This window comes from Methylobacterium organophilum (genome assembly GCF_022533465.1).
GTDB classification, from domain to species: domain Bacteria; phylum Pseudomonadota; class Alphaproteobacteria; order Rhizobiales; family Beijerinckiaceae; genus Methylobacterium; species Methylobacterium organophilum.
The window spans coordinates 2,161,897-2,188,795 of sequence record NZ_CP092848.1; the positions used below are offsets into that span (position 1 = coordinate 2,161,897).

Sequence of the window (26,899 nt, forward strand, 5' to 3'; positions counted from 1 at the left end):
GAATATGAAAACGATCCTGTTTGCCGCTGCTGCGAGCGCCGCTCTTTACGCGTCGGCCCTCGCGCAAGGGGTGCCCCGTACAATGCCAGTGGGCAACAGGCAGGGGGCCCGCGTGCGGGGATGGAGCGGCGTCTGGGAGTGTCGGTCAGCACCCCGACCGGGAGCCTTCTGCCGACACAGCGAAGGAGCGATGTTCGGAGCCGCTGCAGGCCGGATGGCAAGGGCCAATATGCCGGCGGCTACCGCGGCGAGTTGGCGCGCCGTGGATGCGCATAGCGAGGCTCGCTTGCCGAGAGGAATTCGGTCTGGTGCGCCGGGTGCATGGTCGGGCATCCGGGCGGCGACGCCGGCGCCTGACACCGCCCGATGAGGTGGGTCGAGTGCGGGCATGAGCCCTTTCCGCGACGACCGCCCGATCGGCCGGTTGCGGCATCGGCACGCGCGCACTTTCAGGGGTGAGCTGCGCGACGCTGATGTGCCAGCCGAGGTGACCCGGTTCGGCGAACGGGACGGCGTCGAGCTTCTCTCGCTGTCGAGTGCCGGGCGAGGATGGCCACGTGCACCGGCTCGTCACCTATCCAAACAGGGCGCACTCCATCGTGCGAGCGCGCCGCCATGGAGCCCGCGCAGGGCTTGATGGTCACCGCGGACCGACGGGATGCCCGCCCTTGGGAGCCGACGCCTCGGGGCATCCCTCGGCGAAGTTGCGCGGCAATCCCTGGCCCGCAGGGACCGGGTCGGCTATCCCCTCGCGCCTCACTGAGAGCGACGCGATGGCTGCCGATTTCCACGACTGGGACAAATCAGACGCATGGCAAACCGACCACCCGGTCATCCGGGCATTCGGCCGCCTGCGCACCACGGTCGCCCTTGGGAAGCTCGCCGGCATCGCATCCCTACCCGCGAGGTTGAGCCCGCGGCAGCGGGGCGTCCTCCTGGCAGCCCTGGAGCGGTTGTACGCCGGTGGCGTCCGGCCGAGCCTGGCCGAGGACACCCGGCGAGGCCTGGGAGCGATGGCATCGACCGGCGAAGTGACGTCGCGTGGCGTCGGCTGGCGTCAACTTGCCCCGACGCTCGGCCTCGGGGCGGGAGCGTTCGATCCGGATCGAGCCGCGGAGGAAGGGCGGCACCATCTCGTCGCACAGCTGCTCGCGATGTCGCCCAGATACTGGGCCGACCCGGTTCAGGCCATTCTGTTCACGGCCCTGCAGTACGGCTTGGAAGTCGCCCTCCGTCGCGGACGCTGCAAGCCCGAGCCGCTCAAGACGGAAGCGGTGCTCCATTACATCCAAAGCGCGGTCGAGCACCGTGTGATCCCGGCCATGGACGAGGCGGGAGCCGGCCTGCCGGAAACATACACGCTCGACCTCGGCACCGCCTCCATGCTGGAGGGCCGGGATCTTCTCGCGGCGGACCTCGCGGTCGTCGCCGGCGTGCACGTCCTCGGGCGCCCGATGTACCGGATCGTCCTCTTCCAAGCCAAGAACGCGACCGCGACGGGCTTGACCGACGTCGGGAGGAACGAGGGACGGCAGCTCGACACGTTCCTCTCGACCGGGATGGGCTGGTACCTCTTCTACCCGGCCTGGGCGAGGAAGGGGGCCTTCATCACGACCGTCATGCCGGCGACCGAGGTGTTCCACGATGTCTGGGCCCACGGTCAGGCGCCGGCCTTCGGGCAGGTCGACGCCTATGGCGGCGAGCGCTCGCCCGGGTGGGATTTCGCGTCGTTCGTCAGCATCGCCATGTCCTCCGGCCGCGACCTGTCGTTGGGGCGTCTCTTCCCGGACGCCGAGACCGCCGCCGAGGCTCTCTCGGACGACCGCAGGCAACCCTTGGCGGCCGACATCATCGCCATCGACCGGACGGGAAGGCTCGCGCTCCGCGACTTCATCGATGCGACCGCCAGCCTGGGGTACGGGGACGGACGGGTCTCGTCCTTTCCGTCCAGGCGTCATGCCGCGCACCGCCGCGACGAGGCGGGAAGTCCGGGCGACCCGTTTGCGCCCGGTTGGTGAGACCGTTCAGTCCGGCAGGCCGAAGGTCATCTCTCGGGCGAGGCAACCCGCGCGCAGCGAGGTGAGCCGGTCGCACGATTGGGCCAGCGTGCGGAGGACGTCCAGTTCCTGCGCGGGCGGCAAGAGATCGACGACCAGGCGCTCGACGTCGCGGTAGACGTCCTGCGACATCCAGGCGAGAAGGAACTCGGCCAAGCCGCGCCGCAGGGCTCGGTCGTCGCCGACGACCGCTCGGATCCGCCACTGCCACAGGCCCTTCTCCGCGTTGCCCAAATGGCGCCACACGGCGCGGGCGCCTGGGATATCCATGGGCAGGTCGGCAAGCTGGGCGTGCAAACGGACGATCATTTCCCCTGACGGAAGATCCCGTAGCGCCAAGACGAAGGCCTCCTCTCGCTCGGCGTCGGCCAACTCCGAGCGGACCGCGCGACGCCGGCGCGCGAGGTGCAGGAGGCTCAAGGCAGCGAACACCGCGCTTGCCGGCTCCGAGCCCTCCAAGGCGCGGACACCCGAGACGATTGCCGCCATGAAGGCCTCTGGATCGTCCTCGAAGAGCGGTTCGAGCCGAACGAGACGCCGGATGTCGTTGGCTTTCCAGGCGCGTGCGCCGGCGATGGCCCGCAGCCATTCCGCAGCGGCTGGCATGCCGCCAACCCTGTCCCGCAGGTCGGCACGGCCCTCAAGCTTCCCGAGCAGCGTTGGGAGCCACCTCTCGTCGGACAGAACGTCCCGGAAGGCGGCGAGGTAGTCTCCCGGGGGCGGTGCGCAGCGCTCGAAGAGGCGGGCTACCCCCCGTTCGATCGCGGGAGCAAGGATTTCCGCTTGAGCGAGGACGGCGGCGTCGAACGCGGTTCGGTCGCCTTCGACCATGGAACGCAGGCTGTGGAGCGCAAAGGCGTCGTCCCTGAAATCGAAGATGAGGTCGCTGACCGGCGCGGTCACGCCGAAGGCCAGCGCCGCCGTACCGTCCCCGCAGACCCGGAGCGGCGCGCCGTTCAGGAACGACAACAGGCGCCCGGGTTCGCCGCGCGCGCATCGAAAGCCTTGGGCGACGAACGCGGCGGCCTTCCCTCGAAGGTATGAGGATACTGGGTCGGAGGGCGCCCAGTGGCGTTGGATCTCCTCCAGGCACCGGATTGCCCGACCGCATCCTTCTTCCAGCGGCCAGGCGCCGTGCTCGATCGCCAGGATCGACAGCAGCGTGAACAAGGCGTGCTCGCGCTGCGTCAGCGGCGGTGTTCCGAACCGGTCGAACATGCCGATCCGGTCCCTCTCGCTCGGGACGTTGTCGCGTATCCAACGGTCGAAATCCTCTGCGACATCCGCCTCACGGAGCGGTTCGGGCAGCGCAAGGCGGGCAAGCCTCTTGATCGGGTGCGGGTCACCGTCGGTCGTCAGGTCAAGAGGTTGTACGCGCACGTGCTGTCTTCCTCTGCGGCTCCGGCCGTCGCGAATCCGCCACGTCGGCATTGTCCTTGCAGCCTTGCCGAAAGCAAAGTGGGGCGGACCGATAGGGCGGGCCCGCGAGAGCCATCGGGATGGCAGCTTCACCCGAAGTCGATCCCGCCCGCCGGTCGATTCTGGCCCCAGTTCCGGTTCCCGCCCCCGCAGGCGCAGGCACGACGGCCTTTTCGGGTTCGTGAAGCGGGGTCAGTCACGGCTCCTGTCCCGACCGAGCGCGGCCGACAGATCGCTTCCGCGCCTGGCTCCTGGGCTCGCGGACGCTCGTGGAGGCGCGTTCGACCCAGCGCATCCCGTCCGTCACCGGAGGCGGGCCAGACGGGGGCTGCCAGAGGCGTTCGGAAGGCCCCGTTCACGCCCTCCGTGCAGCCGCGACGCGCTGGCCTGATCGCGACAAACCCCACGAAGTTCAGCCTTCTCTGGCAATCGAGACAAACTTTGTTGAGAGCGCGCCTTCAGCGCACGCCAAAATCAGGACAGGCTTTCTAGAGAATTTATCCCGCCGGAGGGTGGGGGGCACGCCCGGCTTCTCCGATCATTCTTGCGCGGCCCCCATCCCGGCGGTTGGGTTGCTCAACCAGGCCGGCGAAGTGCGAACGAATTGTCATGGGGCCGCGTCCCGGACGACGTCGCGGAGCCTGCGGTCCCGCCGCGGATGCGCGACAAGGTTCGACGTTGTGGTTGAAGCCGACCCAGCTCGTCGGGAGATGTCGAGGCCCCGATCGATCCGGCGCAGCGAGCAAGTTCGGGCCGTGGCGGTGTCGAAACCGGTCGCCCTGGGTGCCGCAATCCGTCCCTGGCGTCCCCTTGCACTCAGATGGCCTTACGCTGGCGTGAGTGCAGCCTCATGGGAGCCCGCCAACTCCCCAAGCTCCGCCCCTCATCGGAGCGCAGGAGAGCCCTACGTTGTGCTATCGTGCCGAACGCATGAGCGCGCGACTAGGAGGGCTGCAGAGGCCGATTGTCATCAAAGTCAAAGTTCTTTGAGAGCAGCAGCACGCAAGGGCAATGTTCTAAGAGAGTCGAGTTAAATTCGATTGAGGAGGTCCCTCGGGCGGCCCCCGAAATCAGGACAAACTTCGTTGAGGAATTACAAGGGCGGCGTCCGGACGGGCCGGACGCCGCCCGAGGGCTATTCCGCGAGGACGCGGCCGATCTTCCACTGGAAGGGCGGCTCGGTGCCGTTCACGGCGTAGTCGCCGACCACGCGGTCCTTGTAGATGCGCGGGTTGTGCGACGAGATCGTGCGGGCATTGCGCCAGTGCCGGTCGAGGCTGTGGCTGCGGCTGGTGGCCGAGGCGCCGAGGGCGTCGAACAGGATCGTCGTCGCCTCCAGCACCAGGCTCGTCAGAACGGTCTGGGCCTGGGCGAGCTCGATCTCCACCGCGACATGGATGGCATGGGCCTCCGCCTCCGGCAGGCCACGGATGCGGGCCTCGTAAGAACGCTGGACGGCGTGGGCGGCGTGCCGGTTGAGGGCGCCGGCGGCGTAGGCGAGGCTGTGGGCGCGGCCCACCACCTGCAAGATCTGCGGGTCGGCGCTCGCGCGGGGCCCCGAGGCGTGGGAATAGGTGCGCTCGCGACGCCTCACGGCCTGCGTCACCTCGCCCGCCGCGGCCCGGGCGATGCCGGTCAGGGTGGCGAGATGCACCGCCTGGAAGAAGGCCGGGCCGTAGGCGAAGCGGAGGGCCGTCGGCAGCGGTTCGCCCACGGCCGGCGCGTTCTCGAACAGGGCCGTGCCGCTGGCGGTGAGCCGCTGGCCGAAGCCGTCCCAATCGTCGATCACCTCGACCCCCGGCCCGCGGGCCGGCACCACCACCGAGGTCTCCTCCCCCGCCTCGCCGGTGCCGACGACGTCGATCCAGTCGGCGAAGAGCGAGCCCGTCGTGTAGTATTTGCGCCCGGTCAGCCCCCAGCCCTCGCCGAGGCGATGGATGCGGGTCTCGAAGCGGCCGACCGCCGCCGCGCCCGTCTCGGACCAGGCGCCGCCGAAGAGGTCGCCCGCGGCGAGCCGCGCGACCCAATGCGCCCGGCGCGGATCCTGCGGGCTGCCGACCGTGTCCTCGGCGAAGCCGAAATGGTTGCGCAGGGCCTGGGGCAGGTTGGAATCGGCCTCGGCGAGCTCGGCGAGGAGCTCGAACAGGTCGGGCAGGCTCGCCCCGAAGCCGCCCTCGGCCTCCGGCACCCGCAGGGCGCCGAAGCGGGCCTCGCGCAGCCAGCCCACCGCCTCGTGGGGCAGGTGGCGCTCCTGCTCGCGGGCGACGGCGCCCTCGCGGATGCGGGCGAAGACCGGGCGGAAGCGGGCGGCGAGCGCGGCGTAGCGCGGGCTCGGGGCCTCGCCCCAGGCGGCCGGGGACGGGGATGCGGACTGGCTCATCGTGGCTCTGTTCCTGGCTCGATCGGGGATCAGTGCCGCGTCGCGGCATCCGGGGACTCGGCGCCGCCGAGATAGAGGGAGGCGAGCCGGCCGCTCGCGGCGAGCTCGGCCGCCGAGCCCGAGGCGACGATGCGCCCGCTCTCCAGCACGTAGGCGCGGTCGGCGTGGTCGAGGACGAGGTTGGCGCTCTGCTCGGCGACGAGGAAGCTCACCCCCTCCTCGCGGTTGAGCCGGGCGATGATGGAGAAGATCTCGGCGACGACGATCGGGGCGAGCCCCATCGAGGGCTCGTCGAGGAGCACCAGGGTCGGACGGGTCATCAGGGCGCGGCCGATCGCGACCATCTGCTGCTCGCCGCCGGAGGTGAGGCCGGCCTTGGCGTGGCGCCGCGCCTTCAGGCGCGGGAACCAAGCATAGACCCGCTCCAGATCCTCGGCGAGCTGCCGGCGGCTCGGCCGGCGCAGGTAGCCGCCGGTGAGCAGGTTCTCCTCCACGGTGAGCTGCCCGAAGACGTGGCGGCCCTCCAGCACCTGCACGACGCCGCGCCGGACGAGATCGGCCGGATCGAGGGGCGCCGTGGGCGCCCCCTGCCAGCGGATCGCCCCCCGGCGCAGGGCGCCGCGCTGGGCCCCGAGCAGGTTCGAGATCGCCCGGAGGGTCGTGGTCTTGCCGGCCCCGTTGGGGCCGAGCAGGGCGACGATCTCGCCCCGCGCCACGGCGAGGGACACGTCGCGCAGGGCCAGGATCGAAGCGCCGTAGACCGCCTCGATGGCCTGCACCTCCAGGAAGGCCGCGGCGGGGAGGGGCGTGCTCATGCGGCCGCCCTCACTTCGCGCCGGCGTCGGCGGAGTCGGTGGTGCGGGGCGTGATGCCCTTCTCCTTGGCGTAGGCCGCGGCCCGCTCGTAGATCAGCGGCAGGAGCAAGTCGCGGTCGGCCTTCACCCAGCCGTTGCTGGCGATGGCCCACTGGGCGCCGTCCCATTGCAGGATCTTGCCGGCGCCGCCGCCCTCGTGGTCCTTCGCCGAGAGGCGCAGGGGCTGCACCAGGCCGTCGGCGCCGATCTGCTTCAGGCGGGCCTCGTCGAGCACGAGGTGCTCCAGGCCCCACTGGCCCTCCTCGCCGTTGATCGGGCGGTGGCCGAAGCGGGCTTGCGCGGTGCGGATCGCCTCGACGGAGATGATCGCCTCGATCAGCCCGGAATTGTAGTAGACCGAGCCGAAGCTCTTCGGGTCCTTGAGGTCGCTCTTGCCCTTGTCGACGATCTCGGCCTTGATCTTCTTCAGGATCTCGAAGTCCTGGCCGGCGGGGAAGGGCGTGATCGTGCGGTAGCCCTTGGCGACGCTGCCCGCCGGGCGCACATCCTCCTCCGAGCCCGACCAGATGCCGCCGATGATGCGGTCGACGGGGAAGCCCGTCTTGGCCGCGGTCTTGATCGCCACCGGGGTCATCACGCCCCAGCCGCGCAGGAAGACCCAGTCCGGCTTGATCTGGCGGATGCGCGCCCATTGCGCCGACTGGTCGTTGCCCGGATGCGGCACCGGGATCTGGATGTCCTCGAAGCCGTAGGTCTTGGCGAGCAGGGCGAGGGGGACCTGGGTCTCCTTGCCGTAGGGGCTGTCGTGATAGACGGTCGCGATCTTGAGGCCCTTGAGCTTGTCCTTCCCGCCGACCTGTTCGGCGATGTAGTTGATCGCCGAGGAGGCCTCGCTCCAGAAGCTGAACAGCACCGTGAAGCTGTAGGGGAAGACGCGGCCGTCGATGGCCTCGGTGCGGCCGTAGCCGGTGGTGACGAGGGGGATCCTGTCGGCCACCGACTTCTCGGTGAGCGCCTTCGAGACCGGGTCGCCATGCGGCAGGAAGATCGGCACCGGCGAGCCGTCCTTGCCGCCCTTGACCCGCTCGTAGCACTCGACTCCCTTCTCGACCGCCCATTCGGTCTCGCACTCGTCCCAGACCAGCTTCACGCCGTTGATGCCGCCCTCGACCTCGTTGATGTAGCGGAAATAGTCGATGACGCCGGCCCAGCTCGGGATGCCGGAGGAGGCGTAGGCGCCGACCCGGAAGGTGGCCAGCGGGAAGTACTGGCGCCCCTTGTCCTGCGCTGAGGCGGGCGCCGCCGCGAAGGGGGCGGCCAAAGCGGTGGCGAGGAGGGCGGCGCGCAGGGCACGCGTGAGGCGGGGCATGGTTCGTCTCCGGGAAGGCAATGTGAAGAGAAGGGGTCAGCGGCCGGGGCGCAGGCGGCCGAGGAGGGCGGCGAGGCCGTTGGGCTCCTTGATCAGGAAGCCGATGATCAGCGCGCCGAAGATGATCCGCTGCAGGTTCGAGATCTGGCCGCCGTCGAGGGCGCTGCCGAGCAGGGCGCCGGAGAGATGCGTCAGCAGGATCGGGGTGAGCACGATGAAGGCCGCGCCGATGAAGCTGCCCGAGAGGCTGCCGAGCCCGCCGATGATGATGATGAACATCGCCTGGAAGGAGCGGTCGAGGTCGAAGCTGCGGGCATCGACCGTGCCGAGATAGGCGAAGGCCCAGAGCGCGCCCGAGAGCCCGCACACGGCGGCCCCGGCGAAGAAGGCGGAGAGCTTGGCGCGGGCCACCGGTACGCCGATCACCGCCGCGGCGGTCTCCATGTCGCGCACGGCCTTCCAGTTCCGGCCGGTCTGGCTGCGCACCAGCTTGCCTGCGATCAGCGTCGTCACCACGACGCTCGCGAGCGTCAGGCCGTAGCGGCCGGCCGGGCTCGACAGGTCGTGGCCGAACAGGGCGAGGCGGGGGGCGGAGATGGAGCTCGAGGTGGCGTAGTTCGAGAACCAGCCCACCTGGGTGAAGACCCATTCGAGCAGGAACTGCGCGGCGAGCGTCGTCGCGACGAGGTAGAAGCCCTTGATGCGCAGGGACGGCAGGCCGACCACGAGGCCGACGGCGCCGGTGATCAGCGCCCCGAGGGCGAGGCTCGCCGGCAGGGGCAATGCGGGCAGGCGCAGCAGCAGGTTGTAGGTGGCGTAGGCCCCCACCGCCATGAAGGCGCCGGTGCCGAGGGAGGCCTGGCCGGCATAGCCCATGGTCAGGTTCAGCCCGAGCCCGGCCAGCGCCATGATCAGGAACGGGATCAGGATGGCGTTGTACCAGTAATCGGTGGCGACGAGCGGCACCGCGACGGCGGCGACGGCGAGCAGGGCGGCGAGGCCGGCGGCGCGCAGGGGCGGCGCGGGCAGGGCGAGGCGCCGGCCCGGGGCGGCGAGGGAGGAGGCGGCGGTGTTCACGTCGGATCAGACTCTCTCGATGGCGCGCTCGCCGTAGAGCCCTGCGGGACGCACCAGCAGGAAGGCGACGGCGAGCAGGTAGGCGAACCAGGTGGAGACGGAGCCGCCGAGGAGCGGCGCCAGGTAGATCTCGGCGAGGCTGTCGGCGGCGCCGACGATGAGGCCGCCGACGATCGCCCCGGCGATCGAGGTGAAGCCGCCGATGATCAGGACGGGCAGGGCCTTCAGCACCACGAAGGTGAGGGAGAACTGCACCCCCTGGCGGGCGCCCCAGAGCAGGCCGGCGACCAGGGCCACGAAGCCGGCCACCGCCCAGACCGCTGCCCAGAGGGTCTGCAGCCGGATGCCGATGGAGAGGGCCGCCTGGGGATCGTCCGCCACCGCCCGCAGGGCCACGCCGATGCGGGTGCGGTCGAAGAACAGGGACAGGGCGATCACCAGCGCCCCGGCGCTCGCCGCGGCGACGAGGTCGAAGCGGCTGAGCTGGATCGGCCCGACCTCGATCGGCAGGTCGACGATGCCGAGATCGAGCTCGTGCACGCTGGCGCCCATCAGGAACTGCGCCGTGCCCTCAATGACGTAGGACAGGCCCAGCGTCGCCATGAACAGGGTGATCTGGGAGCGGTTCACGAGGGGCCGCAGCACCACCCGCTCCACCGCGACGCCGAGGGCGACCATGATCGCCAGCGTCAGCAGGCCGGCGAGCCAGAAGGGCAGGCCCTTCTCGGTCAGCGTCACGAAGGTGAGCGCGGCGCAGAGCACCATCGCCCCCTGGGCGAAGTTGAACACGCCCGAGGCCTTGTAGATCAGCACGAAGCCGATCGCGACGAGGGCGTACATCACGCCGGCGAGCAGGCCGCCCGCGAGCGTTTCCAGGAAGAAGCTCATCGGGACGCCCTCAATGCGGCTTGCCGAGATAGGCGGCGATCACCGCCGGATCGTTGCGCACGGCCTCGGGCGCGCCGTCTCCGATCTTGCGCCCGTAATCGAGGGCGACGACGTGGTCGGACAGGCTCATCACCACGCCGATATCGTGCTCGATCAGCACCACCGTGGTGCCGAAGGCCTCCCGCGTCCGGGCGATGAACCGGGCCATCGCCCGCTTCTCGTCGCCGTTCATGCCGGCCATGGGCTCGTCGAGCAGGAGCAGCTTCGGCCGGGCGACCAGGGCGCGGGCGAGGTCGACCCGCTTCTGCACGCCGTAGGGCAGGGTCGCGACGATGCGGTCGCGATGGGCGGAGAGTTCGAGGAAGCTCAGGGTCTCCTCGGCGAGGGCGTGGAAGCGCCGCGTCTCGGCCGCGTCCCGGGGCAGGCCGAAGGCGTGCTCGGCGATGGTCGTGCGGCTGTGGCGGGCAAGCCCCGCCAGCACGTTGTCGCGCACGGTGAGGGGTCCGAACAGGGCGGCGTGCTGGAAGGTGCGCCCGATGCCGAGCCGCGCCGCCCGGCCGGGGCTGATGCGGCCGAAGCGCTGCCCGTCGAAGGTGAGGCTGCCGGAATCGGCCCGGTAGACGCCGTTCAGGATGTTGAGGAGGGAGCTCTTGCCGGCGCCGTTCGGGCCGATCAGCGCGCAGATCTCGCCGCGGGCCACCGCGAAGCTGAGGGCGCTGATCGCCTTGATGCCCTTGAAGGAGAGGGAGACGTCGGAGAGTTCGAGGATCGGATCCGCCATCGGCCCGGCCTCACTCCGCCGCGGCGAGGCGGGAGGCCTCGCGGGCCTTCACCGCCTCGATGTCCCGGTAGCCGTGGGCGGGATGGGTCTCGGGCAGGAGCGGGCCGCGCCCGAACAGTTTGTCCCGCAGGGTGCCGGGGCGGTATGCCTTCGGGTAGACGCCGCGGCGCTGGAGTTCGGGCACCAGCAGGTTGACCGTGTCCTCGAAGGTCTCGGGTGTGACCGCATAGGCCAGGTTGAAGCCGTCGACATCGGTCTCTTCGACCCATTCCTGCAGGATGTCGGCGACGGTCGAGGGCGAGCCCACGAAGACCGGGCCGATGCCGCCGATCCCGCCCCAGCGGGCGAGCTCCGCAATCGACCACGGCTTCTCGCCGGAGGCGAAATGCTCGACCATCGAGACGATGGCGTTGGTCTCGACCTTCTTGACCAGGTCGGTCGGCGCGTATTGGCCGAAATCGATCCCGCTCCAGCCGGACATGAAGACCAGCGCCCCGTCATAGGACGTGTAGGACTGGTACTCCTCGAACTTCCTCTGCGCGGCCTCGTCGGTCTCGGCGACGATGACGGTGGTGAGGTTGTAGATCAGCACGTCGCGGGCCGAGCGACCGGCGGCGACGGCCTTGGCGCGCACATCGGCCACGTAGGCCTTCAGCATGGATTTCAGGGGCGCGCCGACGAAGACGCATTCGGCATGGGCCGCCGCGAAGGCCTTGCCCGGCCCCGAGGCGCCCGCCTGGTAGAGCACCGGGGTGCGCTGGGGCGAGGGCTCGCAGAGATGGTAGCCCGGCACCTCGAAATGCCGGCCGCGATGGCCGATCTCGTGGACCTTGGAGGGGTCGGTGAAGATGCGCCGCTCGCGGTCGCGCAGGACCGCGCCGTCCTCCCAGCTGCCCTCGAACAGCTTGTAGAGCACTTCGACATATTCGGCCGCGACCTCGTAGCGGTTGTCGTGGCGCTTCAGCCCGGCCTGGCCGAGATTCTTCGCCCCGCTCTCCAGATACGAGGTGACGATGTTCCAGCCGACGCGGCCCTTGGTGTGGTGGTCGGCGGTCGAGAGGCGGCGGGCGAAGGTGTAGGGGTGTTCGAACGAGGTCGAGGCGGTGATGCCGATGCCGAGATGCTCGGTGGCGAGCGCGATCGGGGCGGCGAGCTGGAGCGGATCGTTGACCGGGATCTGCGCCGCCTGGTGCAGGGCGTGCCAGTTCGAGCCCTTGTAGACGTCGTAATAGCCCACGACGTCGGCGATGAAGATCCCGTCGAAGAGGCCCCGCTCCAGCGTGCGGGCGAGGTCCTGCCAGTATGCGAGGTCCTTGTACTGCCAGGATCGGTCGCGGGGATGGGCCCAGAGCCCCGGCGACTGGTGGCCGACGCAGTTCATGTCGAAGGCGTTGAAACGTATCGGGCGCGTCATGGGGCTTCGTCCGTTCTGGGGAGCCGGCGTGCGGCGGGGCTGGCGGCCGGGGCCGCTCAGCCCGGGGCGAGGCCGAGGATCGCCCCGAGCGGCACGATCAGCGTGGCGCCGACATAGAAGCCGTCCTTCGGGCGGTTGGCCGTGAAGGGGTTCCAGTAGGAATTGCCGTTCACGAGGTACTGGACGACCGGTTCGAAGAAGACGCCCTTGCCGAGGGCCAGATGGGCGTTCGCCTCGAAGACGAACTTGTCGCGCGAATACAGGGCGCCGGAGCCGCCGGAGAGGAAGTTCGCGTCCGCCAGGAACTGGGCGTAGTCGGCGGCGATGCGCTGCCAGTTGACCTTGACGCCGTAGCGGTCGAGCGGCCGGCTCTGGTCTGGGGCCTGCAGGGTGAGGCCGGCGAAGGCGTTCCAGCGGATCGGGATCGTCGGGTCGGGGGCGTAGGCGAGGCTGGTATAGGCCTGGATCGAGGTCGGATTCAGGTTGGCCGCGTCCGCGCCGCCATCGGCGCGCCAGATCACCTGGCTCGCGGTGAGGATGAGGCCGGAGGTGCCCGAGCGCTGGAGCACTGGGGTGCCCGGGTTCAGCCCCTTCGAGGTGCCGAAGACCGTGCGGTAATTATCGTCGTGGTCGGCGGTGTTGTAGAAGCCGGTCAGCGCCACGCGGCCGGGATAGCGGTCGTTGGCGAAGGTGGTCGAATGGCCGGCCTCGGCCAGGACCAGGGCGCCGTTGAGCGGCTCGTAGCCCCAGTCGTAGCCCGACAGGAAGTTGGCGCCGCTGGTCACGCTGAAGGCGCCGGCCTGGACGTAGTCGTTCGGCGAGAGCTTGTAGGCGACGTTGGCGCCCCAGACCGAGTAGAGCGGCGAGCTCAGGCCGGCATTGATCTGCAGGATGTCCTGGAAGCAGCTCACGCTCGATTGGCAGGGGGGCAGGGCGTAGTAGCGGTTGGGATGGGTGCGCCCGACCTCGATGGCGAGGCGGTCGTCGAGCAGCCGCTGCTCGTAGGTGAGGATCGAGAGCCGGGCGAAGTCGCGGTTGAAGGTCGGCTGGTACCCGATCGTGGAGTCGCCGATGTCGCCGCCCATGTTGCGGTTGTTCCAGCGCAGGCCGAAGAAGCTCTGCGTGTAGTGGAACCAGCCGCCCTTGATCCCGGCGAGCCGGTCGAGATCGGCATCGAGGCTGAGCAGGTAATAGGCGGAGTTCGAGAGCTGGCCCGGGCGCAGGCCCGCGCTCGGGTTCGCGAAGAAGAAGTTGTAGACGTTGACGTCGAAGCTCAGGCCCGCGGCGGCGAGGGAGGCCGCGTAGGGGGCGAGCGGCCCGTGCCACTTCACCGTGCCGTCCGGGGCGACGCCGATCGCGTTGGAATCGGTGGCCGGGCCGGCCTCCTGGGTGAAGGTTTCGACCGCGCTCGCGGATTGCGCATGGACGGGCGAGGCCATGACCGGCAGGGCGCCGGCGAGGCAGGTCCCGAGGAGCAGGCGGCGCAGGAGCGCCGCGGAGGGCACCACGGCGGATCGGGCGGCGGGGGAAGGCACGTCGTTCGTCATCAAGGCTCGTTTTCTCGCGGCTCCGCGCAGGGTCGAGCGACCGGCGGCATCGCAGGTTCGTGAGGTCGGACGGGGCGGGGCATCGGGGACGCCGGGTGCAGGCCGGCGCGCGGCGCCTGCACCGAGGCCGGAGGGGTCTTGCGCCGTCCGGTCGGATCGGGCGCGACGCCCCGCTCGATCCAAGAATACATATCGTATTCATTGGGTCGGCCAGCTCTTGTGTGATATTGTTTTCGTGTATTGAAGCTATTCAGTCAATGAAAGCGCATACTTTATTTGGGGCGACCGGCGGAAGATGCTTCCGCCTCCGGTGGCCCCTGGGGGAGGAGGTCGTCCTCCCGCGCTTTCAGGCCCGCGCGACGGCGCGCGGCTCCGGCGGAACCTCGGCGAGGCCGAGATAGAACGCCTTGATGTCGTCACGCGCCCGCAGGGCTGCGGCGGCGCCCGCGAGCACGCTGCGGCCGTTCTCCAGCACGACGGCGTGATGGGCGTGGCGCAGCGCGAGGCGGACATTCTGCTCGGCGACCAGCAGGGTCAGGCCCTCCGCCCGGTTCAGGCCGGACAGGACGCGGTAGATCTCCTCGACCACCCGGGGGGCGAGCCCCATCGAGGGCTCGTCGAGGACGAGCAGGCGGGGGCGCCCCATCAGGGCCCGGCCGATCGCCGCCATCTGCTGCTCGCCGCCCGAGAGCAGGCCGGCGGCCACGCCCCGCTTCTGGGCGAGGCGGGGGAAGAGGCCGTAGACGCGGTCGAGATCGGCGCGGACCGCGTTCCGGTCCGAGCCGCGCCCGAGGCCGCCAGCCACCAGGTTCTCCTCGACGGTCAGCGCGCGGAAGCAGTGGCGCCCTTCGAGCACGCCGACGAGCCCGTCGCGGACGAGCCGGTCGGTGCGGGTGCGGGCGATGTCCCGCCCGGCATAGGCGAGGCGGCCGCCCACGACCTGCCCGCGCGTGGCGGGCAGGAGGTTCGACACCGCCCGCAGCAGGGTGGTCTTGCCGGCGCCGTTGGCGCCGACGAGGGCGACGATCTCGCCCGCGCGCACGGTCAGGTCCACGCCGCCCAGCGCCCGGACCGCGCCGCCATAGACGACCTCCAGCGCCTCGACGCGCAGGAGGACCGGATCGGCGCCGCCCGTCACCGGCCTTCCGCCGAGGCCTGCTTGCCGCTCTCTTCCGCGCCGCAATCGCGCGGGGTGATGCCGTGCTCCTTGGCATAGGCCGCCGAGGAGGCCTCGATGATCGGGCGCAGGCTCGCCCAGTCGGGCTTGATCCAGTCGGAGACGACCTTCCACTTCGCTCCGTCCCATTGCTGGAAGGTGACGCGGCCCTCGCCCTCGTGGTTGGCGCAGGTGACGTTGATCGAGTGGAACAGCCCCTTGGCGCCGAGCGCGGCGACGCGGGCCTCGTCCAGGCGCAGATGCTCGAAGCCCCAGCGGACCTCGTCGCCGGTGAGCGTCCGCTTGCCGAACTTGCCCTGCGCGATCCGCACGGCCTCGACGTTGAGGATGCCGTTGAGCACGCCGAGATTGTGATAGACGCTGCCGATGCGCTTCTTGTCGGCGAGGTTGCCGGCGCCCTTGTCGTAGACGTTGCGCACCACCTCCTGGATCACCGGATATTCGGTGCCCGAGGCCTGGGTGGTGATGGCCACGTAGCCCTTGGCGGCCTCGCCCGCCGGGATCACGTCCTCCTCCGAATTCGACCAGACATTGCCGACGATGCGGTCGGCGGGGAAGCCGGTCTTCTGCGCGGTCTTGAGCGCCACCGGGTTCATCACGCCCCAGCCGCGCAGCACCACGTAATCCGGCCGCAGGCGGCGGATGGCGAGCCACTGCGATTGCTGTTCGTTGCCGGGATGGGGCACCTCGATCTGCTCGACCTTGAAGCCGTACTTCTTGGCGAGCAGCTCGTAGATCGGGATCGTTTCCTTGCCGTAGGGCGAGCCGTGATAGAGCACGGCGATGGTCTTGCCCTTGAGCTTCTCGAGGCCGCCCTCCCGGGTGCCGAGATACTCGATGATGCCGCTGGTCTCGCTGTAGGGGTTGAGCAGCAGGGGGAAGACGTAGGGGAAGACGCGGCCGTCGGTGGAATCCGTGCGGCCATGGTTGATCGTGATCAGCGGCACCTTGTCGGCGGTGATGCGGTCGATCATCGCGTAGGCGATGCCCACCGAGAGCGGGTTCCAGGCGGCGATGCCGGGCCGCGACTTCAGCCGCTCGTAGACCTCGACGCCGCGCTCGACCTCGTACTGGGTCTCGCCCTCGCTCCAGGTGAGCTTCACCCCGTTCACGCCGCCGTCGCGGGTGTTGATGAGGTTCAGGTAGTCGATGAAGCCGCCGAAGAAGCCGGTGCCGCCGGCGGCGTAGGGGCCGACCCGGTAGCTCTGGAGCGGGAAATGCTGCTCGTCGGCGCCGGCCGCGCCGGCGAGGGCGAGGAAGGCGGCGCCGGCGAGCAGGGCGGCGCGGCTGCGGGATCTCAGGGGCATGGTCGTCCTTCGGGTTTGAAGAGGGGGAGGCTCAGGCGGATCCGCGGGCGAGGCGGCGGCCGGCCCGGTCGAGCAGGGCGGCGAGGCCCGCGGGCTCGCGGATCAGCACGGCCACGATCAGGGCGCCGAGCACGATGCGCTGGACCATCTCCAGGGTGCCGGAATCGAAGCCGTCGCCGAGGAGGGCCGCGCCGAGGCGCGAGAGCAGCAGGGGCAGCACCACGATGAAGCCCGCCCCGAGGAAGGCGCCGCGCAGGGTGCCGAGGCCGCCGATGATGACGATGAAGAGGATCTGGAAGGAGCGGTCGAGGTTGAACCCGGCCGGCTCGACCGTGCGCAAATAGGCGAAGGCCCAGAGCACGCCCGCCACCCCGACCACGAAGGAGGAGAGGGCGAAGGCCAGGAGCTTGGTGCGGGCGACCTTCACCCCGACCACCCGGGCCGCGGTCTCGTTGTCCCGGATCGCCACGAGGTCGCGGCCCGTGGGGGAGCGCACCAGGCGCCAGGCGGCGAGGGTGAGCAGCGCGACGACGGTGAGCGAGAACAGGTAGCGCCCGCGGGCATCCTCGAAGGACAGGCCCGCCACCACCAGCCGGGGGGCGTTGATGACGCCGGACGGGCTGTCGTTGGAGAACCAGCCGAAGCGGTTCAGCGCCCAGGCGACGAAGAACTGCACCGCCAGCGTCGAGACCGCGAGATAGAAGCCGCGCAGCCGCAGCGCCGGCAATCCGGCGACGAGCCCGGCCAGGGCCGCCACCAGCCCGGCCAGGAGGATCGAGACCGGCAGCGGCAGGAGGGGCAGCCGCAGGGACAGGTTGAAGGCGGCATAGGCGCCGACCGCCATGAAGGCGGCCGAGCCGAGCGAGAGCAGCCCGGCATAGCCGGTGAGCAGGTTGAGCCCGAGCCCGGCCAGCGACAGCGCCAAGAACGGCGTCAGGATCGCCTCGAACAGGTAGCTGCTGCCGATCAGGGGCACGACCCCGTAGGCGAGCGCCAGCAGGGCGGCGAGGCCGAAGGCCCGGGCCGGGAGAGGGGTGCGAGCGGCGGAGAGGGGGAGGCTGGTCATGGCTGGTCAGACCCGCTCGACGCCGCGCAGGCCGAACAGGCCGGAGGGGCGGACCAGCAGGAAGCCGAGCGCCGCGACATAGGCGATCCAGCCTTCGATGCCGCCGCCGATGAGCGGCCCGAGATAGACCTCCGACAGCTTCTCGACCGCGCCCACGATCAGCCCGGCGACGATGGCCCCGGCGATGGAATCGAAGCCGCCCAGCACCAGCACCGGCAGGGCCTTCAGCACCACGAGCGACAGGGAGAACTGCACGCCGAGGCGCGCGCCCCAGAGTAGGCCCGCCACCAGGGCGACGATGCCGGCGGCGATCCAGACTGCGGACCAGATCCGGGGCAGGCGCAGGCCCGTGTTGAGGGCGGCGAGCGGGTCGTCGGCCACGGCCCGGAAGGCGAGGCCGGTGCGGGTGAAGCGGAAGAAGGCGGTCAGCAGCGCGACCATCAAGCCCGCGACGGTGGCCGCGAAGAGATCGAACCGGCTCACCAGCACGCCGCCGAATTCGAGCGGCGTGTCGTCGATGCCGAGGTCGAGCCCGTGCACCTGCGTGCCCCAGGCGAGCTGGGCCGCGCCCTCGATGACGTAGGCGACCCCGAGGGTGGCCATGAACAGGGTGATCGGCGGCTGGTTGACGAGGGGCCGCAGCACGGTCCGCTCGATGGAAAGCCCGACGACCACCATCACCGCGAGCGTCGCGGCCAGCGCCGCGGGGAAGGGCAGGCCGCGCTCGACCAGGCTGACGAAGGTGAGGGCGGCGAACAGCACCATCGCCCCTTGGGCGAAGTTCAGCACACCGGAGGTCTTGTAGATCAGCACGAAGCCGATCGCGACGAGAGCGTACATCACGCCCGACAGCAGGCCGCCGACGACGACCTCGACGAGGAAGGCGAGATCGGGACTCATGCCGCGTCCTCCGCCGCGTCGCCGTCCTCGAGCCCGAGATAGGCGGCGATGACGGCGGGATCCGCCTGCACCTCGGCGGGGCTGCCGGTGGCGATGCGCCGGCCATGGTCGAGCACGCTGACCCGGTCTGAGAGCCGCATCACCACGCCGATATCGTGCTCGATCAGCACGATGCCCGCGCCGGTGCGCTCCCGCGCCGCCCGGATGAAGCCGCTCATCTCGGCCTTCTCGGTGGCGGTCATGCCGGCCATCGGCTCGTCGAGGAGGAGGAGTTTCGGGCGGGCGACCAGGGCGCGGGCCAGTTCCACCCGCTTCTGCAGGCCGTAGGGCAGGCTGCCCGCCGGCCGGTCGCGATGGGCGTCGAGCTCCAGATGCGCGAGCACCGCCTCGGCCTCGAAGCGGTGGCGCCGCGCCTCCCGCCGGGCGGCCGGCAGTCCGAGGAGCTGGGCGGCGAGCCCCGCTTCCCGCGCCGCGGACAGCCCGGACAGCACGTTGTCGAGGACGCTCAGGCCCTTGAACAGGGCGAGGTTCTGGAAGGTGCGGGCGACGCCGAGCCCGGCGAGGCGCCCGGCCGGCACGCGGGCGAAGGCGGCCGTTCCGATCCGCACACGCCCGGCCTGCGGGGCGTAGAGGCCGGTGACGGCGTTGATGAGGGAGGATTTGCCGGCCCCGTTCGGGCCGATCACCGCGTGGATCTCCCCCGCGCCGACGGTGAGGTCGATCTCCGCGAAGGCCACCGTGCCGCCGAAGGACAGGGACAGGCCCTCCACGGACAGGATCGTCTGCGCCCGGCCGAAGCCCGGCGCGGCACGTGGGACGGGCACGGCGCTGGGGCGGGCCGCGGGCCGGAGGGGGGCGTCCCCGTCCGGGGCCGACCGGACGAGGCGCAGCGCAGGCTGCATGATCTGGGATCCGTCCATGGCACGCCGGCCGCGTCGGCAAGACGCGGCGGCATCCGAATGCGGTTAAGGTGGGCGCGAGACCATGGCGGATCCTTGCGTGGACCCGCCAATGTCTTTCCTTGTCTATTTTTGGATTGAGGAGGGCCGAAAAGTCAAAAGTACATTCGTTCTTATTTCGGTGGCGCGCGCGAAGATCGTTCCGCGGGCGGGCCGTGCCGCGAGGTGGTTTTGGTTTTTGCCCTCGATGCCGCCCGCGGCGCCCCTGCAGGCCCGGCTGCCGGCGCCGGGCGGCGTTCCGGCCTCTCGAATCCGGACCTTAAGAAAACCGGCCCGGCGGAGGCGATGGGATTTTTCTACTCTTCCGCTGGCATTCGATGAAAGATCCTCTCGTTGAGCGCCAAGTATTTGCCGTTCCGTTTCATTGACGTTCGATTTTCCGAACGTCATGAGTTCTGCGAGGCGAGCTGTCCTCATCGGCTCGAACGAGGTCTTTCAACGATGCGTCACGGTCTTCGCGCCCTGCTCGCGACGGTCGCCCTGATGCTGCTGGCCCTGGCCTGGCAGACGGAGGGCGCCTCGGCCGCGTCCGCGAGCCTGCGCATCGGTTACCAGCGCTCCTCGACCCTGATCGCGCTGCTGCGGCAGGAGGGGGCCCTGGAGGATGCGCTGAAGCCCCTCGGCGTCACCGTCTCCTGGCACGAATTCACGAGCGGGCTGCCGATCATGGAAGCCCTGAATGTCGGGCAGATCGACGTCTCCGCGGACGTGGCCGACACGGTCCCCGTCTTCGCCCAGGCCGCGGGCGCCCGCATCACCTACGTGGCGCAGGAGGCGCCGTCGCCGAGTGCCCAGGCGATCCTGGTCGCCGCGGATTCCCCGATCAAGACGGTGGCCGACCTGAAGGGCCGGAAGGTCGCGGTCACCAAGGGCGCCGGGAGCCATTACCTGCTGCTCGCGGCCCTCGGCGCCGAGAGCTTGCCCTTCACCAGCATCACGCCGGCCTATCTCACCCCGGCCGATGGCCGCGGCGCGCTCACCAGCGGCAGCGTCGATGCCTGGGTCGCCTGGGACCCGTTCCTGTCGGCGGCCCAGGCGCAGTCCGGTGCCCGGATCCTGCGGGACGGCACCGGCCTGTCCCTCTACAAGCGCTACTACCTCGCCTCCGACGCCTATGTGGCGCAGAACGGCGCGGTGCTGGGCGTGCTCTTCGCCAAGCTCGCCCAGGCCGGTGCCTGGGTGAAGGCGAACCCGGAGGAGGCGGCGACCCGGCTCGGCGCCCTCTGGAAGATCGAGCCGGCCATCGTGCGCCAGGCGAACGACCGGCGCAGCTACAAGGTCGAGCCGGTGACGCGGGAGGGCCTCGCCGAGCAGCAGAAGATCGCCGACGCCTTCAAGGCCGAGGGCCTGCTGCCCCGCCCGGTCGACGCGGCCGCCCTCGGCCTCTGGCAGCCGCCGACCCGCTGAGGGCGTCCCGCCCCAGGTCTTTCGAACCCCCTCCGCCTCGCGGGTCGGAGGGGGTTCGCGTCCTTGGCAGGACGTTCCCGTGCCGGCCGGCTTGCTGGAACAATCTCTTCTCTTTTCATGAATATTGAGAATGACCGTTCATTGACTTCAAGATTTCGCGAATGAACACTGGTGAAGTCATTATTCATTTGAGGACTCGGTAGGCGGCGCGCGTTGCCGCCTGCTCCTCATCTGTCGCGCTCACGCGCCCTGGAGACGACCCCCATGACCGATGCGTTCGCGCGTCACGGCCGCTCGCCGTCGCGCCGGTTCCTGCTGCGGGGGGCCGCCGCGGCGGCGGCCTTGCCGTTCGGCCTCGGGCTCGGCACCGGCCGCGCCTTCGGGCCCGGCCCGGGCGGCGGCTTCGATCCCGGCCCGCTCTGCCGGCCGGCCGCGGCCGAGGCCACGGGGCCGCTGAAGCCGATCAAGCTCGCCTGGAACGCCACGGCGATCTGCACCGCCGCCGCGCCGCTGGCCAAGGAGAGCGGCCTCTTCGCCCGCCATGGCCTCGACGTGGAATTCGTCAATTTCGGCGGCTCGACCGAGGCGCTGCTGGAGGCCATCGCCACGGGCAAGGCGGATGCCGGCATCGGCATGGCATTGCGCTGGCTGAAGCCCCTGGAGCAGGGCTTCGACGTGAAGATCACCGCCGGGCTGCATGGCGGTTGCCTGCGCCTCCTCACCGCGAAAGCGGCCGGCATCACGGAGATCGCGGCGCTCAAGGGCAAGACCATCGCGATCAGCGATCAGGCCTCGCCCGCCAAGAACTTCTTCGGGCTGCTGCTGGCCAAGGCCGGCATCGACCCCGAGACGGAGGTGGAGTGGCGCCAGTACCCGGCCGATCTCCTGAACCTCGCGGTCGAAAAGGGCGAGGCCCAGGCGCTCGCCGATTCCGATCCCCGCACCTGGCTCTGGCTCAAGGATCCGCGCTTCGCCGAGCTCGCCACCAACCTCTCGGGCGAATACGCCACCCGCACCTGCTGCGTGGTGGCTTTGCGCGGCAGCCTGATCCGCAACGACCGCGCGGCGGCGAGCGCCCTGACCCGGGCCGTGCTGGAGGCGGGGCACCATGTCCACGCGGACCCGGTCGCGGCGGCCAAGGCCTTCTCCGGCTATGGCGGCAAGGGCTCGGTCGAGGATCTGGCCGCGATGCTCAGGTCCCAGGCGCATGGCGACCGCCCGGTCGGGGGCGACCTCAAGGAGCAGCTCGTGCTCTACGGGGACGAGTTGAAGCGCGTGAAGGTGCTCAAGCGGACGACCGACACGGCCAAGTTCGCCGAGCGCATCTACGCCGACGTGCTGAGCTGAGGAGCGCCTTATGAGCGCGACCACCGGCGCCGTCGCGGGCGCCCTGCCGCGAGCCGCCCGGGCGGCCCTGCCGCGCCTGCCCTGGGGGCGCCTCGCCGCGGGACCCGCCTGGCTCCTCCTCGCCGCCGTCACCCTCGCCCTGCACGAGGACGGCGACTTCGCCTATACCCGCGAGTTCGGCCTCGCCGCCGCCGGCCTCGGCCTCGTGCTGGCCGCATCCCTTGGATTCGCCGGCCGCCTCGGTCGCCCGGGCGAGCGCCTGCGCCATGGGGCGCCCTGGCTCGCGGTCGCCGGGCTCGGGCTCACGGCCTGGGAAGTCGTCACGGCCAAGCTCGCGCTGCTGCCGATGCCGTTCTTCCCGCCGCCCCAGGCCATCCTCGAAGTCTTCCTCGAGGATTACGCCCGGCTCGGCACCAGCACGCTCGCCTCCCTCCTGCTGCTCGCGGGCGGCTACCTGATCGGGGCCTTGGCCGGCTTCGGCCTCGGCGTTGCCATCGGCTGGTCGCGGGCGGTGGGCTACTGGGCGCATCCGGTCCTGCGCTTCGTGGGGCCTCTGCCGGCGACCGCCTGGCTGCCGCTCGCCTTCTTCGTGTTTCCGTCCTCCTGGTCGGCGAGCACCTTCCTGGTGGCGCTGGCCACGGGCTTCCCGGTCACGGTGCTGACCTGGTCGGGCGTGGCCGGGGTCAACAAGGCCTATTTCGACGTCGCCCGCACGCTCGGCGCCTCGCCGGCCTTCCTCGTGCTGCGGGTCGCGATCCCGGCGGCCCTGCCGCATGTCTTCGTCGGCCTGTTCATGGGGCTCGGCGCCTCCTTCGCGGTGCTGGTCGTGGCCGAGATGCTGGGCGTGAAGGCGGGGCTCGGCTGGTACCTGCAATGGGCCCAGGGCTGGGCGGCCTATGCCAACATGTATGCCGCGCTCATCGTGATGGCGCTGATGTGCTCCGGGCTGATCACCCTGCTGTTCCGCCTGCGCGATCGGGTGCTCTCCTGGCAGAAGGGGTTGGTGCAATGGTAGCCGCCACGCGCAACACGGCCGCCGGGGCGCGGCTGCGGGTCGAATCCGTCAGCCATGCCTTCGCCCTGAGGGGGCAGGCCCTGCCGGTGCTCGACCGCGTCGGGCTCGATCTCCCGCCGGGCGGCTTCGTCGCCCTGCTCGGCCCCTCCGGCTGCGGCAAGTCCACCCTGCTGCGCCTGATCGCCGGGCTGGAGCCGCCGGGCGAGGGCCGCATCACCGTCGACGGGGGCCTCGTCGAGGGGCCCGATCCGTCCCGCCTCCTCGTGTTCCAGGATCCGACGCTCTATCCCTGGCGCACCGTGCGCGGGAACGTGGCGCTGGGCCTGGAGGCCCGCGGCACGGCCCGGCAGGAACAGGGCCGGATCAGCGCCGCTCTCGACCTCGTCGGGCTGTCGGGCTTCGCGGATGCCTATCCGCACCAGCTCTCCGGCGGCATGGCCCAGCGGGCGGCCCTGGCCCGGGCCCTCGTCAACGAACCGCGCCTGCTCTTGCTGGACGAGCCCCTGGGCAAGCTCGACGCCCTGACCCGCCTCGCCATGCAAGCGGAGATCCTGCGGCTCTGGCAGGAGAAGCGCTTCAGCGCCGTCCTCGTCACCCACGACGTCGAGGAGGCGTTGGTGCTGGCCGAGCGGGTGATCGTCCTCTCCGACCGCCCCGCAGCCCTGCGCGCGGAGATCCCGGTCACGGCGCCCTATCCGCGCCACCGGGACGATCCGGAGCTGGTGCGCCTGCGCCGGGAGATCCTGGCCATCCTCGGGCAGCCCGCCTGAGGACGGCCGCGACCCGCCCCGGCGGCGTCAGGCGCCGGGGGGCTCCGCCGTCGGCCGGCCGGCTTCGCTGGCGGCGGCGACCTCGAGGAGGCGGCCGGTGGCGACGTCGTAGACGAAGCCGAAGATCGGGATGTGCCCCGGCACCAGGGGATGCGCCCGGATGCGGCGCACATCCGCCGCCACGCTGCCGAGCCGGTCGGAGATCGTCAGCCAGTCGATGGCCTTCCCCGCCGCCGAGCCGCCGCCGTGATGGGGATTGACCCAGGCGCCGTCCTCCAGGGCCGCGGTCTCCAGGCTGTCCTCCAGCAGGTCGCCGATGATCGCGTTCGTGAAGAACTCCATGCCGCAATCGGAATGGTGGATCACGAACCAGGCCCGCGTGCCGAGCAGCTTGTGCGAGATCACGAGCGAGCGGATCGCGTCGTCGCTCGCCCGTCCGCCCGCGTTCCGGATGACATGGGCGTCCCCCTCGGACAGGCCCGCATATTTCGCGGGGTCGAGGCGGGCATCCATGCAGGTGAGGATCGCGAAGCGCCGGGCCGGGGGCAGGGCGAGATCGCCCTTGTCGAAGCCCGCCGCATAGGCCGCGTTGGCGGCGAGAACCTCCTCGTAGACGGGCGGAGTCGCGGGGTCAGGCATCGGAGGCTCCGCTGGCCGTCCCGGGAGCCGGCATGCCGGCCGGCAGGCGGATGAGGTGGGGGGCGAGCCATTCGTGGCTCAGCATCGCACCGGAGGCGAGGGGGATCGGGCCGGCGGGAAGCTCCGCGCGTCGCAGGATGGCCCTGAGATTGTCGAGGAGGCGTCTCATGCCGCGCGCGCCTCCGTGAGATCCGCGTAGTGGCGGGCCGCCACGTCCGGATGCGAGCGCAGGCGCCCCTTCAGGTAGTTGCGCCCGACCTCGCGGAAGAGGGGATTGTCCGGGTCGCTCGCCGGCCCCGGCGCCGCGGCGGCGAGGTCCGGCGGCAGGTCGAGGAGCGGCACCGTGGCGTCGTGGCGGGCGCCGAGGAAGAAGGCGACCGAGAGGCGGTCGCGGCCGGCCTTGGGCGTGACCACCCGGTGCACGGTGGCCCGCAGGTAGCCGTTGGAGGCGAGCTCCAGGAGTTCGCCGACATTGACCACGAAGGCCCCCTCGACCGGCGCCGCGGCGATCCAGCCGCCCTCGGTCTCGACTTCGAGGCCGCCCTCGCCGTCCTGGACCAGCAGCGTGAGGAAGCCGCTGTCCTTGTGGGCGCCCACGCCCTGCTCGTCCTGCGTCGCCTCGCGCCCGGGATAGCGGATGATCTTGATGTGCTGGTTGGGCGCGCCGGCATAGATCGGCGCGAAGGCCTCCGCCTCCTGGCCCAGAGCCAGGGCGAAGGCCCGGAGCAGGCGGATGCCGACCTGCGTCACCGCCTCCTGCCAGGCGAGGAGCCCCACCCGCAGGCCGGGCAGGGAGGCCGGCCAGAGATTGGGGCCCTGGAGCCGGGTCCAGGCGGGCAGGCCCGGCTCTCGGGGCAGCGCCTCCCGCTCGGCGCCGATGTCGAACTGCTCGCGCCAGTCCGGGCGGCCGCGGGTGATCTCGCGGCCGGCCTCGGTATAGCCGCGGAAATGCGGCGAGTTCACCATGGCGACCGCCCGCTTCTCGGCGAGCGGCAGGGCGAAGAAGCGCCGCGCTAGGGCCTGCACGCCGGCGATCTCGGAGGCCGGGATGCCGTGGCCGGTGAGATAGAAGAAGCCGACCTGGCGCGCGGCCTCGCGCAGCTCGGCGAGGAAGGCGGCGCGGTCGTCCGGCGCGCCGTCGAGGCGGCGCAGGTCGAGGAGGGGGAGGGTGGTCGCCATGGCTCAGGCCGCCTGTGCGAGGGTGCCTGCGGCGGCGAGCGCCTGGTCGAGATCGGCCAGGATGTCGTCGAGATGCTCTAGCCCCACCGCGAGCCGCACATAGCCGTCCGAGACGCCCGTGGCGCGCTGGTCCTGCGCATTGAGCTGCGAATGCGTGGTCGAGGCCGGATGGATCGCGAGGCTGCGCGCGTCGCCGATATTGGCGACGTGGTAGAACAGCTTGAGCGCGTCGATGAAGCGGCGCCCGGCCGCCCGGCCCGCCGCCAGCTCGAAGCCGACGAGGCCGCCATAGCCGTTGCGGAGGTAGCGGTCGGCCCGCTCCCGGGCCGCGCCGGTCTGGACGGAGGGATGGATCACCCGCACCACCTCGGGCCGGGTCTTCAGCCAGTCGGCCACGCCCTGCGCGTTGCGGCTGTGGCGCTCGATGCGCAGGGGCAGCGTCTCCAGCCCCTGCAGGGTCAGGAAGGCGTTGAGCGGCGAGACGGCGGGGCCGAGGTCGCGCAGGAGCCGTACCCGGGCGCGCAGCACGTAGGCGATGGGCCCGAGCGGCGCCGCGGCCTCCGTCCAGACCGCGCCGTGATAGCTCGCATCCGGCGTGTTGAGCGCCGGCTGGCGCTCGGGATGGGCCGCCCAGTGGAAATTGCCGCCATCGACGATGGCCCCGCCGATGGCGATGCCGTGGCCGCCGAGATATTTCGTGGTCGAGTAGACCACGATGGCCGCCCCGTGCTCGAGGGGGCGGGCGAGCAGCGGCGCCGCGGTGTTGTCGACGATGAGCGGGATGCCCTCCGGCCGGCCGATCGCCGCGACCTCGGCGATGGGGAAGACCGTCAGCTTCGGGTTGGGCAGGGTCTCGGCGTAATAGGCCCGCGTCCGCGCGTCGGTCGCCCGGCGGAAATTCTCGGGATCGACGGGATCGACGAAGCGGACCTCGATGCCCTGCTCGGACAGGGTGTTGGCGAACAGGTTCCAGGTGCCGCCATAGAGGTCGGTCGAGGATACGATGTTGTCGCCGGCCCGGGCGAGGTTCTGGATCGCCAGGGCCGAGGCGGCCTGGCCGGAGGCGACCGCGAGCGCCGCGGCGCCCCCTTCGAGGGCGGCCAGGCGCTGCTCCAGCACGTCCACCGTCGGGTTGGTGACGCGGGTGTAGATGTTGCCGAGCTCCTTCAGCGCGAACAGGCTCTCGGCGTGGTCGGTGTCGCGGAACTGGTAGGAGGTGGTCTGGTGGATCGGCACCGCCACCGACCCGGTCTGCGGGTCGGCCCGCCAGCCGGCATGGAGGGCGAGCGTTTCCGGATGGGACGAGGGCAGGTCAGCGTTCGGCATGCGCGGCTTCCGTCAAGAGAAATTCGGAGACGTTCATCCCAGGGGCGGGCGCGGGCTCGG

23 protein-coding genes are annotated in these 26,899 nt (G+C 70.8%); 5 read left to right on the forward strand and 18 right to left on the reverse strand.

The features are described 5' to 3' along the window. Window positions 1-773: 773 nt before the first annotated feature. Window positions 774-2,018: a hypothetical protein gene (locus MMB17_RS10000; protein WP_066922165.1), complete on the forward strand. Its 1,245-nt coding sequence runs from the start codon at window positions 774-776 to the stop codon at window positions 2,016-2,018. 6 nt (window positions 2,019-2,024) lie between these two features. On the opposite strand, the gene MMB17_RS10005 is transcribed toward MMB17_RS10000, so the two are convergent. The 14 genes from MMB17_RS10005 to MMB17_RS10070 form a co-directional block, all read right to left on the reverse strand. After that, on the reverse strand, window positions 2,025-3,437 hold the full coding sequence (locus MMB17_RS10005) for a hypothetical protein (RefSeq protein WP_066922167.1): 1,413 nt from the start codon (window positions 3,435-3,437) through the stop codon (window positions 2,025-2,027). Between the two features lie 1,174 nt (window positions 3,438-4,611). Further along, a complete protein-coding gene (locus tag MMB17_RS10010) occupies window positions 4,612-5,856 on the reverse strand; it encodes an acyl-CoA dehydrogenase family protein (protein ID WP_241101820.1) in 1,245 nt (414 codons plus the stop codon). Window positions 5,857-5,885: 29 nt separating this feature from the next. Then, window positions 5,886-6,671: an ABC transporter ATP-binding protein gene (locus tag MMB17_RS10015; RefSeq protein ID WP_241101821.1), complete on the reverse strand. Its 786-nt coding sequence runs from the start codon at window positions 6,669-6,671 to the stop codon at window positions 5,886-5,888. A 10-nt stretch (window positions 6,672-6,681) separates the two neighbouring features. Continuing rightward, window positions 6,682-8,040, reverse strand: a complete 1,359-nt coding sequence (locus MMB17_RS10020) for an ABC transporter substrate-binding protein (protein ID WP_238310501.1) — start codon at window positions 8,038-8,040, stop codon at window positions 6,682-6,684. A gap of 36 nt (window positions 8,041-8,076) precedes the next feature. Further along, complete coding sequence (locus MMB17_RS10025; protein WP_241101822.1) at window positions 8,077-9,117, reverse strand: branched-chain amino acid ABC transporter permease; 1,041 nt, start codon at window positions 9,115-9,117, stop codon at window positions 8,077-8,079. A gap of 6 nt (window positions 9,118-9,123) precedes the next feature. After that, the gene (locus MMB17_RS10030) at window positions 9,124-10,005 is read right to left on the reverse strand and encodes a branched-chain amino acid ABC transporter permease (RefSeq protein ID WP_238310499.1); all 882 of its coding nucleotides are present in this window, start codon (window positions 10,003-10,005) and stop codon (window positions 9,124-9,126) included. A gap of 10 nt (window positions 10,006-10,015) precedes the next feature. After that, a complete protein-coding gene (locus MMB17_RS10035; RefSeq protein ID WP_241101823.1) occupies window positions 10,016-10,786 on the reverse strand; it encodes an ABC transporter ATP-binding protein in 771 nt (256 codons plus the stop codon). A gap of 10 nt (window positions 10,787-10,796) precedes the next feature. Beyond that, window positions 10,797-12,200 (reverse strand): LLM class flavin-dependent oxidoreductase, encoded by a 1,404-nt coding sequence (locus MMB17_RS10040; protein ID WP_241101824.1) that lies wholly within the window; start codon window positions 12,198-12,200, stop codon window positions 10,797-10,799. A gap of 56 nt (window positions 12,201-12,256) precedes the next feature. Next, window positions 12,257-13,639 (reverse strand): carbohydrate porin, encoded by a 1,383-nt coding sequence (locus MMB17_RS10045; protein WP_241102160.1) that lies wholly within the window; start codon window positions 13,637-13,639, stop codon window positions 12,257-12,259. 454 nt (window positions 13,640-14,093) lie between these two features. Continuing rightward, complete coding sequence (locus MMB17_RS10050) at window positions 14,094-14,885, reverse strand: ABC transporter ATP-binding protein (protein WP_241101825.1); 792 nt, start codon at window positions 14,883-14,885, stop codon at window positions 14,094-14,096. Then, window positions 14,882-16,231 (reverse strand): ABC transporter substrate-binding protein, encoded by a 1,350-nt coding sequence (locus MMB17_RS10055; protein WP_241101826.1) that lies wholly within the window; start codon window positions 16,229-16,231, stop codon window positions 14,882-14,884. The genes MMB17_RS10050 and MMB17_RS10055 overlap by 4 nt, the downstream gene beginning before the upstream one ends. Window positions 16,232-16,262: 31 nt before the next feature. Then, the gene (locus MMB17_RS10060; protein WP_241101827.1) at window positions 16,263-17,297 is read right to left on the reverse strand and encodes a branched-chain amino acid ABC transporter permease; all 1,035 of its coding nucleotides are present in this window, start codon (window positions 17,295-17,297) and stop codon (window positions 16,263-16,265) included. A 6-nt stretch (window positions 17,298-17,303) separates the two neighbouring features. Continuing rightward, the gene (locus MMB17_RS10065) at window positions 17,304-18,197 is read right to left on the reverse strand and encodes a branched-chain amino acid ABC transporter permease (protein ID WP_241101828.1); all 894 of its coding nucleotides are present in this window, start codon (window positions 18,195-18,197) and stop codon (window positions 17,304-17,306) included. Continuing rightward, complete coding sequence (locus MMB17_RS10070; protein WP_241101829.1) at window positions 18,194-19,099, reverse strand: ABC transporter ATP-binding protein; 906 nt, start codon at window positions 19,097-19,099, stop codon at window positions 18,194-18,196. The genes MMB17_RS10065 and MMB17_RS10070 overlap by 4 nt, the downstream gene beginning before the upstream one ends. A gap of 540 nt (window positions 19,100-19,639) precedes the next feature. Here MMB17_RS10070 and MMB17_RS10075 point away from each other — a divergent pair. From MMB17_RS10075 to MMB17_RS10090, 4 genes are all read left to right on the forward strand, one after another. After that, complete coding sequence (locus tag MMB17_RS10075; RefSeq protein WP_241102161.1) at window positions 19,640-20,563, forward strand: aliphatic sulfonate ABC transporter substrate-binding protein; 924 nt, start codon at window positions 19,640-19,642, stop codon at window positions 20,561-20,563. Between the two features lie 264 nt (window positions 20,564-20,827). Further along, window positions 20,828-21,910 carry an ABC transporter substrate-binding protein gene (locus MMB17_RS10080; protein WP_241101830.1) on the forward strand — a complete coding sequence of 361 codons (1,083 nt, stop codon included), beginning with the start codon at window positions 20,828-20,830 and terminating at the stop codon, window positions 21,908-21,910. Window positions 21,911-21,920: 10 nt separating this feature from the next. Beyond that, complete coding sequence (locus MMB17_RS10085; RefSeq protein ID WP_238310491.1) at window positions 21,921-22,925, forward strand: ABC transporter permease; 1,005 nt, start codon at window positions 21,921-21,923, stop codon at window positions 22,923-22,925. Beyond that, window positions 22,919-23,695, forward strand: a complete 777-nt coding sequence (locus tag MMB17_RS10090) for an ABC transporter ATP-binding protein (protein ID WP_241101831.1) — start codon at window positions 22,919-22,921, stop codon at window positions 23,693-23,695. Before MMB17_RS10085 ends, MMB17_RS10090 begins: the two co-directional genes overlap by 7 nt. Before the next feature lie 27 nt (window positions 23,696-23,722). Here MMB17_RS10090 and MMB17_RS10095 read toward each other — a convergent pair whose 3' ends face one another. Genes MMB17_RS10095 through MMB17_RS10110 form a run of 4 tightly spaced genes read right to left on the reverse strand, consistent with a single transcriptional unit; the run spans window position 23,723 to window position 26,839 of the window. Further along, a complete protein-coding gene (locus tag MMB17_RS10095) occupies window positions 23,723-24,334 on the reverse strand; it encodes a beta-class carbonic anhydrase (RefSeq protein ID WP_241101832.1) in 612 nt (203 codons plus the stop codon). Next, window positions 24,327-24,503 carry a hypothetical protein gene (locus MMB17_RS10100; RefSeq protein WP_241101833.1) on the reverse strand — a complete coding sequence of 59 codons (177 nt, stop codon included), beginning with the start codon at window positions 24,501-24,503 and terminating at the stop codon, window positions 24,327-24,329. The genes MMB17_RS10095 and MMB17_RS10100 overlap by 8 nt, the downstream gene beginning before the upstream one ends. Continuing rightward, a complete protein-coding gene (locus MMB17_RS10105; protein WP_241101834.1) occupies window positions 24,500-25,513 on the reverse strand; it encodes an isopenicillin N synthase family dioxygenase in 1,014 nt (337 codons plus the stop codon). Before MMB17_RS10105 ends, MMB17_RS10100 begins: the two co-directional genes overlap by 4 nt. 3 nt (window positions 25,514-25,516) lie before the next feature. Next, on the reverse strand, window positions 25,517-26,839 hold the full coding sequence (locus MMB17_RS10110; protein WP_241101835.1) for an O-acetylhomoserine aminocarboxypropyltransferase/cysteine synthase family protein: 1,323 nt from the start codon (window positions 26,837-26,839) through the stop codon (window positions 25,517-25,519). Window positions 26,840-26,899: the final 60 nt, after the last annotated feature.

What these genes read in the sequence shown, in the direction of transcription:
- MMB17_RS10090 (WP_241101831.1), top strand. Translation starts at nt 22,919, where the DNA reads ATGGTAGCCGCCACGCGCAACACGGCCGCCGGGGCGCGGCTGCGGGTC.
- MMB17_RS10075 (WP_241102161.1), top strand. Translation starts at nt 19,640, where the DNA reads ATGCTGCTGGCCCTGGCCTGGCAGACGGAGGGCGCCTCGGCCGCGTCC.
- MMB17_RS10060 (WP_241101827.1), bottom strand. Translation starts at nt 17,297, where the DNA reads ATGACCAGCCTCCCCCTCTCCGCCGCTCGCACCCCTCTCCCGGCCCGG.
- MMB17_RS10105 (WP_241101834.1), bottom strand. Translation starts at nt 25,513, where the DNA reads ATGGCGACCACCCTCCCCCTCCTCGACCTGCGCCGCCTCGACGGCGCG.
- MMB17_RS10085 (WP_238310491.1), top strand. Translation starts at nt 21,921, where the DNA reads ATGAGCGCGACCACCGGCGCCGTCGCGGGCGCCCTGCCGCGAGCCGCC.
- MMB17_RS10110 (WP_241101835.1), bottom strand. Translation starts at nt 26,839, where the DNA reads ATGCCGAACGCTGACCTGCCCTCGTCCCATCCGGAAACGCTCGCCCTC.
- MMB17_RS10045 (WP_241102160.1), bottom strand. Translation starts at nt 13,639, where the DNA reads ATGGCCTCGCCCGTCCATGCGCAATCCGCGAGCGCGGTCGAAACCTTC.
- MMB17_RS10015 (WP_241101821.1), bottom strand. Translation starts at nt 6,671, where the DNA reads ATGAGCACGCCCCTCCCCGCCGCGGCCTTCCTGGAGGTGCAGGCCATC.
- MMB17_RS10080 (WP_241101830.1), top strand. Translation starts at nt 20,828, where the DNA reads ATGACCGATGCGTTCGCGCGTCACGGCCGCTCGCCGTCGCGCCGGTTC.
- MMB17_RS10035 (WP_241101823.1), bottom strand. Translation starts at nt 10,786, where the DNA reads ATGGCGGATCCGATCCTCGAACTCTCCGACGTCTCCCTCTCCTTCAAG.
- MMB17_RS10000 (WP_066922165.1), top strand. Translation starts at nt 774, where the DNA reads ATGGCTGCCGATTTCCACGACTGGGACAAATCAGACGCATGGCAAACC.
- MMB17_RS10020 (WP_238310501.1), bottom strand. Translation starts at nt 8,040, where the DNA reads ATGCCCCGCCTCACGCGTGCCCTGCGCGCCGCCCTCCTCGCCACCGCT.
- MMB17_RS10095 (WP_241101832.1), bottom strand. Translation starts at nt 24,334, where the DNA reads ATGCCTGACCCCGCGACTCCGCCCGTCTACGAGGAGGTTCTCGCCGCC.
- MMB17_RS10065 (WP_241101828.1), bottom strand. Translation starts at nt 18,197, where the DNA reads ATGAGTCCCGATCTCGCCTTCCTCGTCGAGGTCGTCGTCGGCGGCCTG.
- MMB17_RS10040 (WP_241101824.1), bottom strand. Translation starts at nt 12,200, where the DNA reads ATGACGCGCCCGATACGTTTCAACGCCTTCGACATGAACTGCGTCGGC.
- MMB17_RS10030 (WP_238310499.1), bottom strand. Translation starts at nt 10,005, where the DNA reads ATGAGCTTCTTCCTGGAAACGCTCGCGGGCGGCCTGCTCGCCGGCGTG.
- MMB17_RS10100 (WP_241101833.1), bottom strand. Translation starts at nt 24,503, where the DNA reads ATGAGACGCCTCCTCGACAATCTCAGGGCCATCCTGCGACGCGCGGAG.
- MMB17_RS10010 (WP_241101820.1), bottom strand. Translation starts at nt 5,856, where the DNA reads ATGAGCCAGTCCGCATCCCCGTCCCCGGCCGCCTGGGGCGAGGCCCCG.
- MMB17_RS10070 (WP_241101829.1), bottom strand. Translation starts at nt 19,099, where the DNA reads ATGCAGCCTGCGCTGCGCCTCGTCCGGTCGGCCCCGGACGGGGACGCC.
- MMB17_RS10055 (WP_241101826.1), bottom strand. Translation starts at nt 16,231, where the DNA reads ATGCCCCTGAGATCCCGCAGCCGCGCCGCCCTGCTCGCCGGCGCCGCC.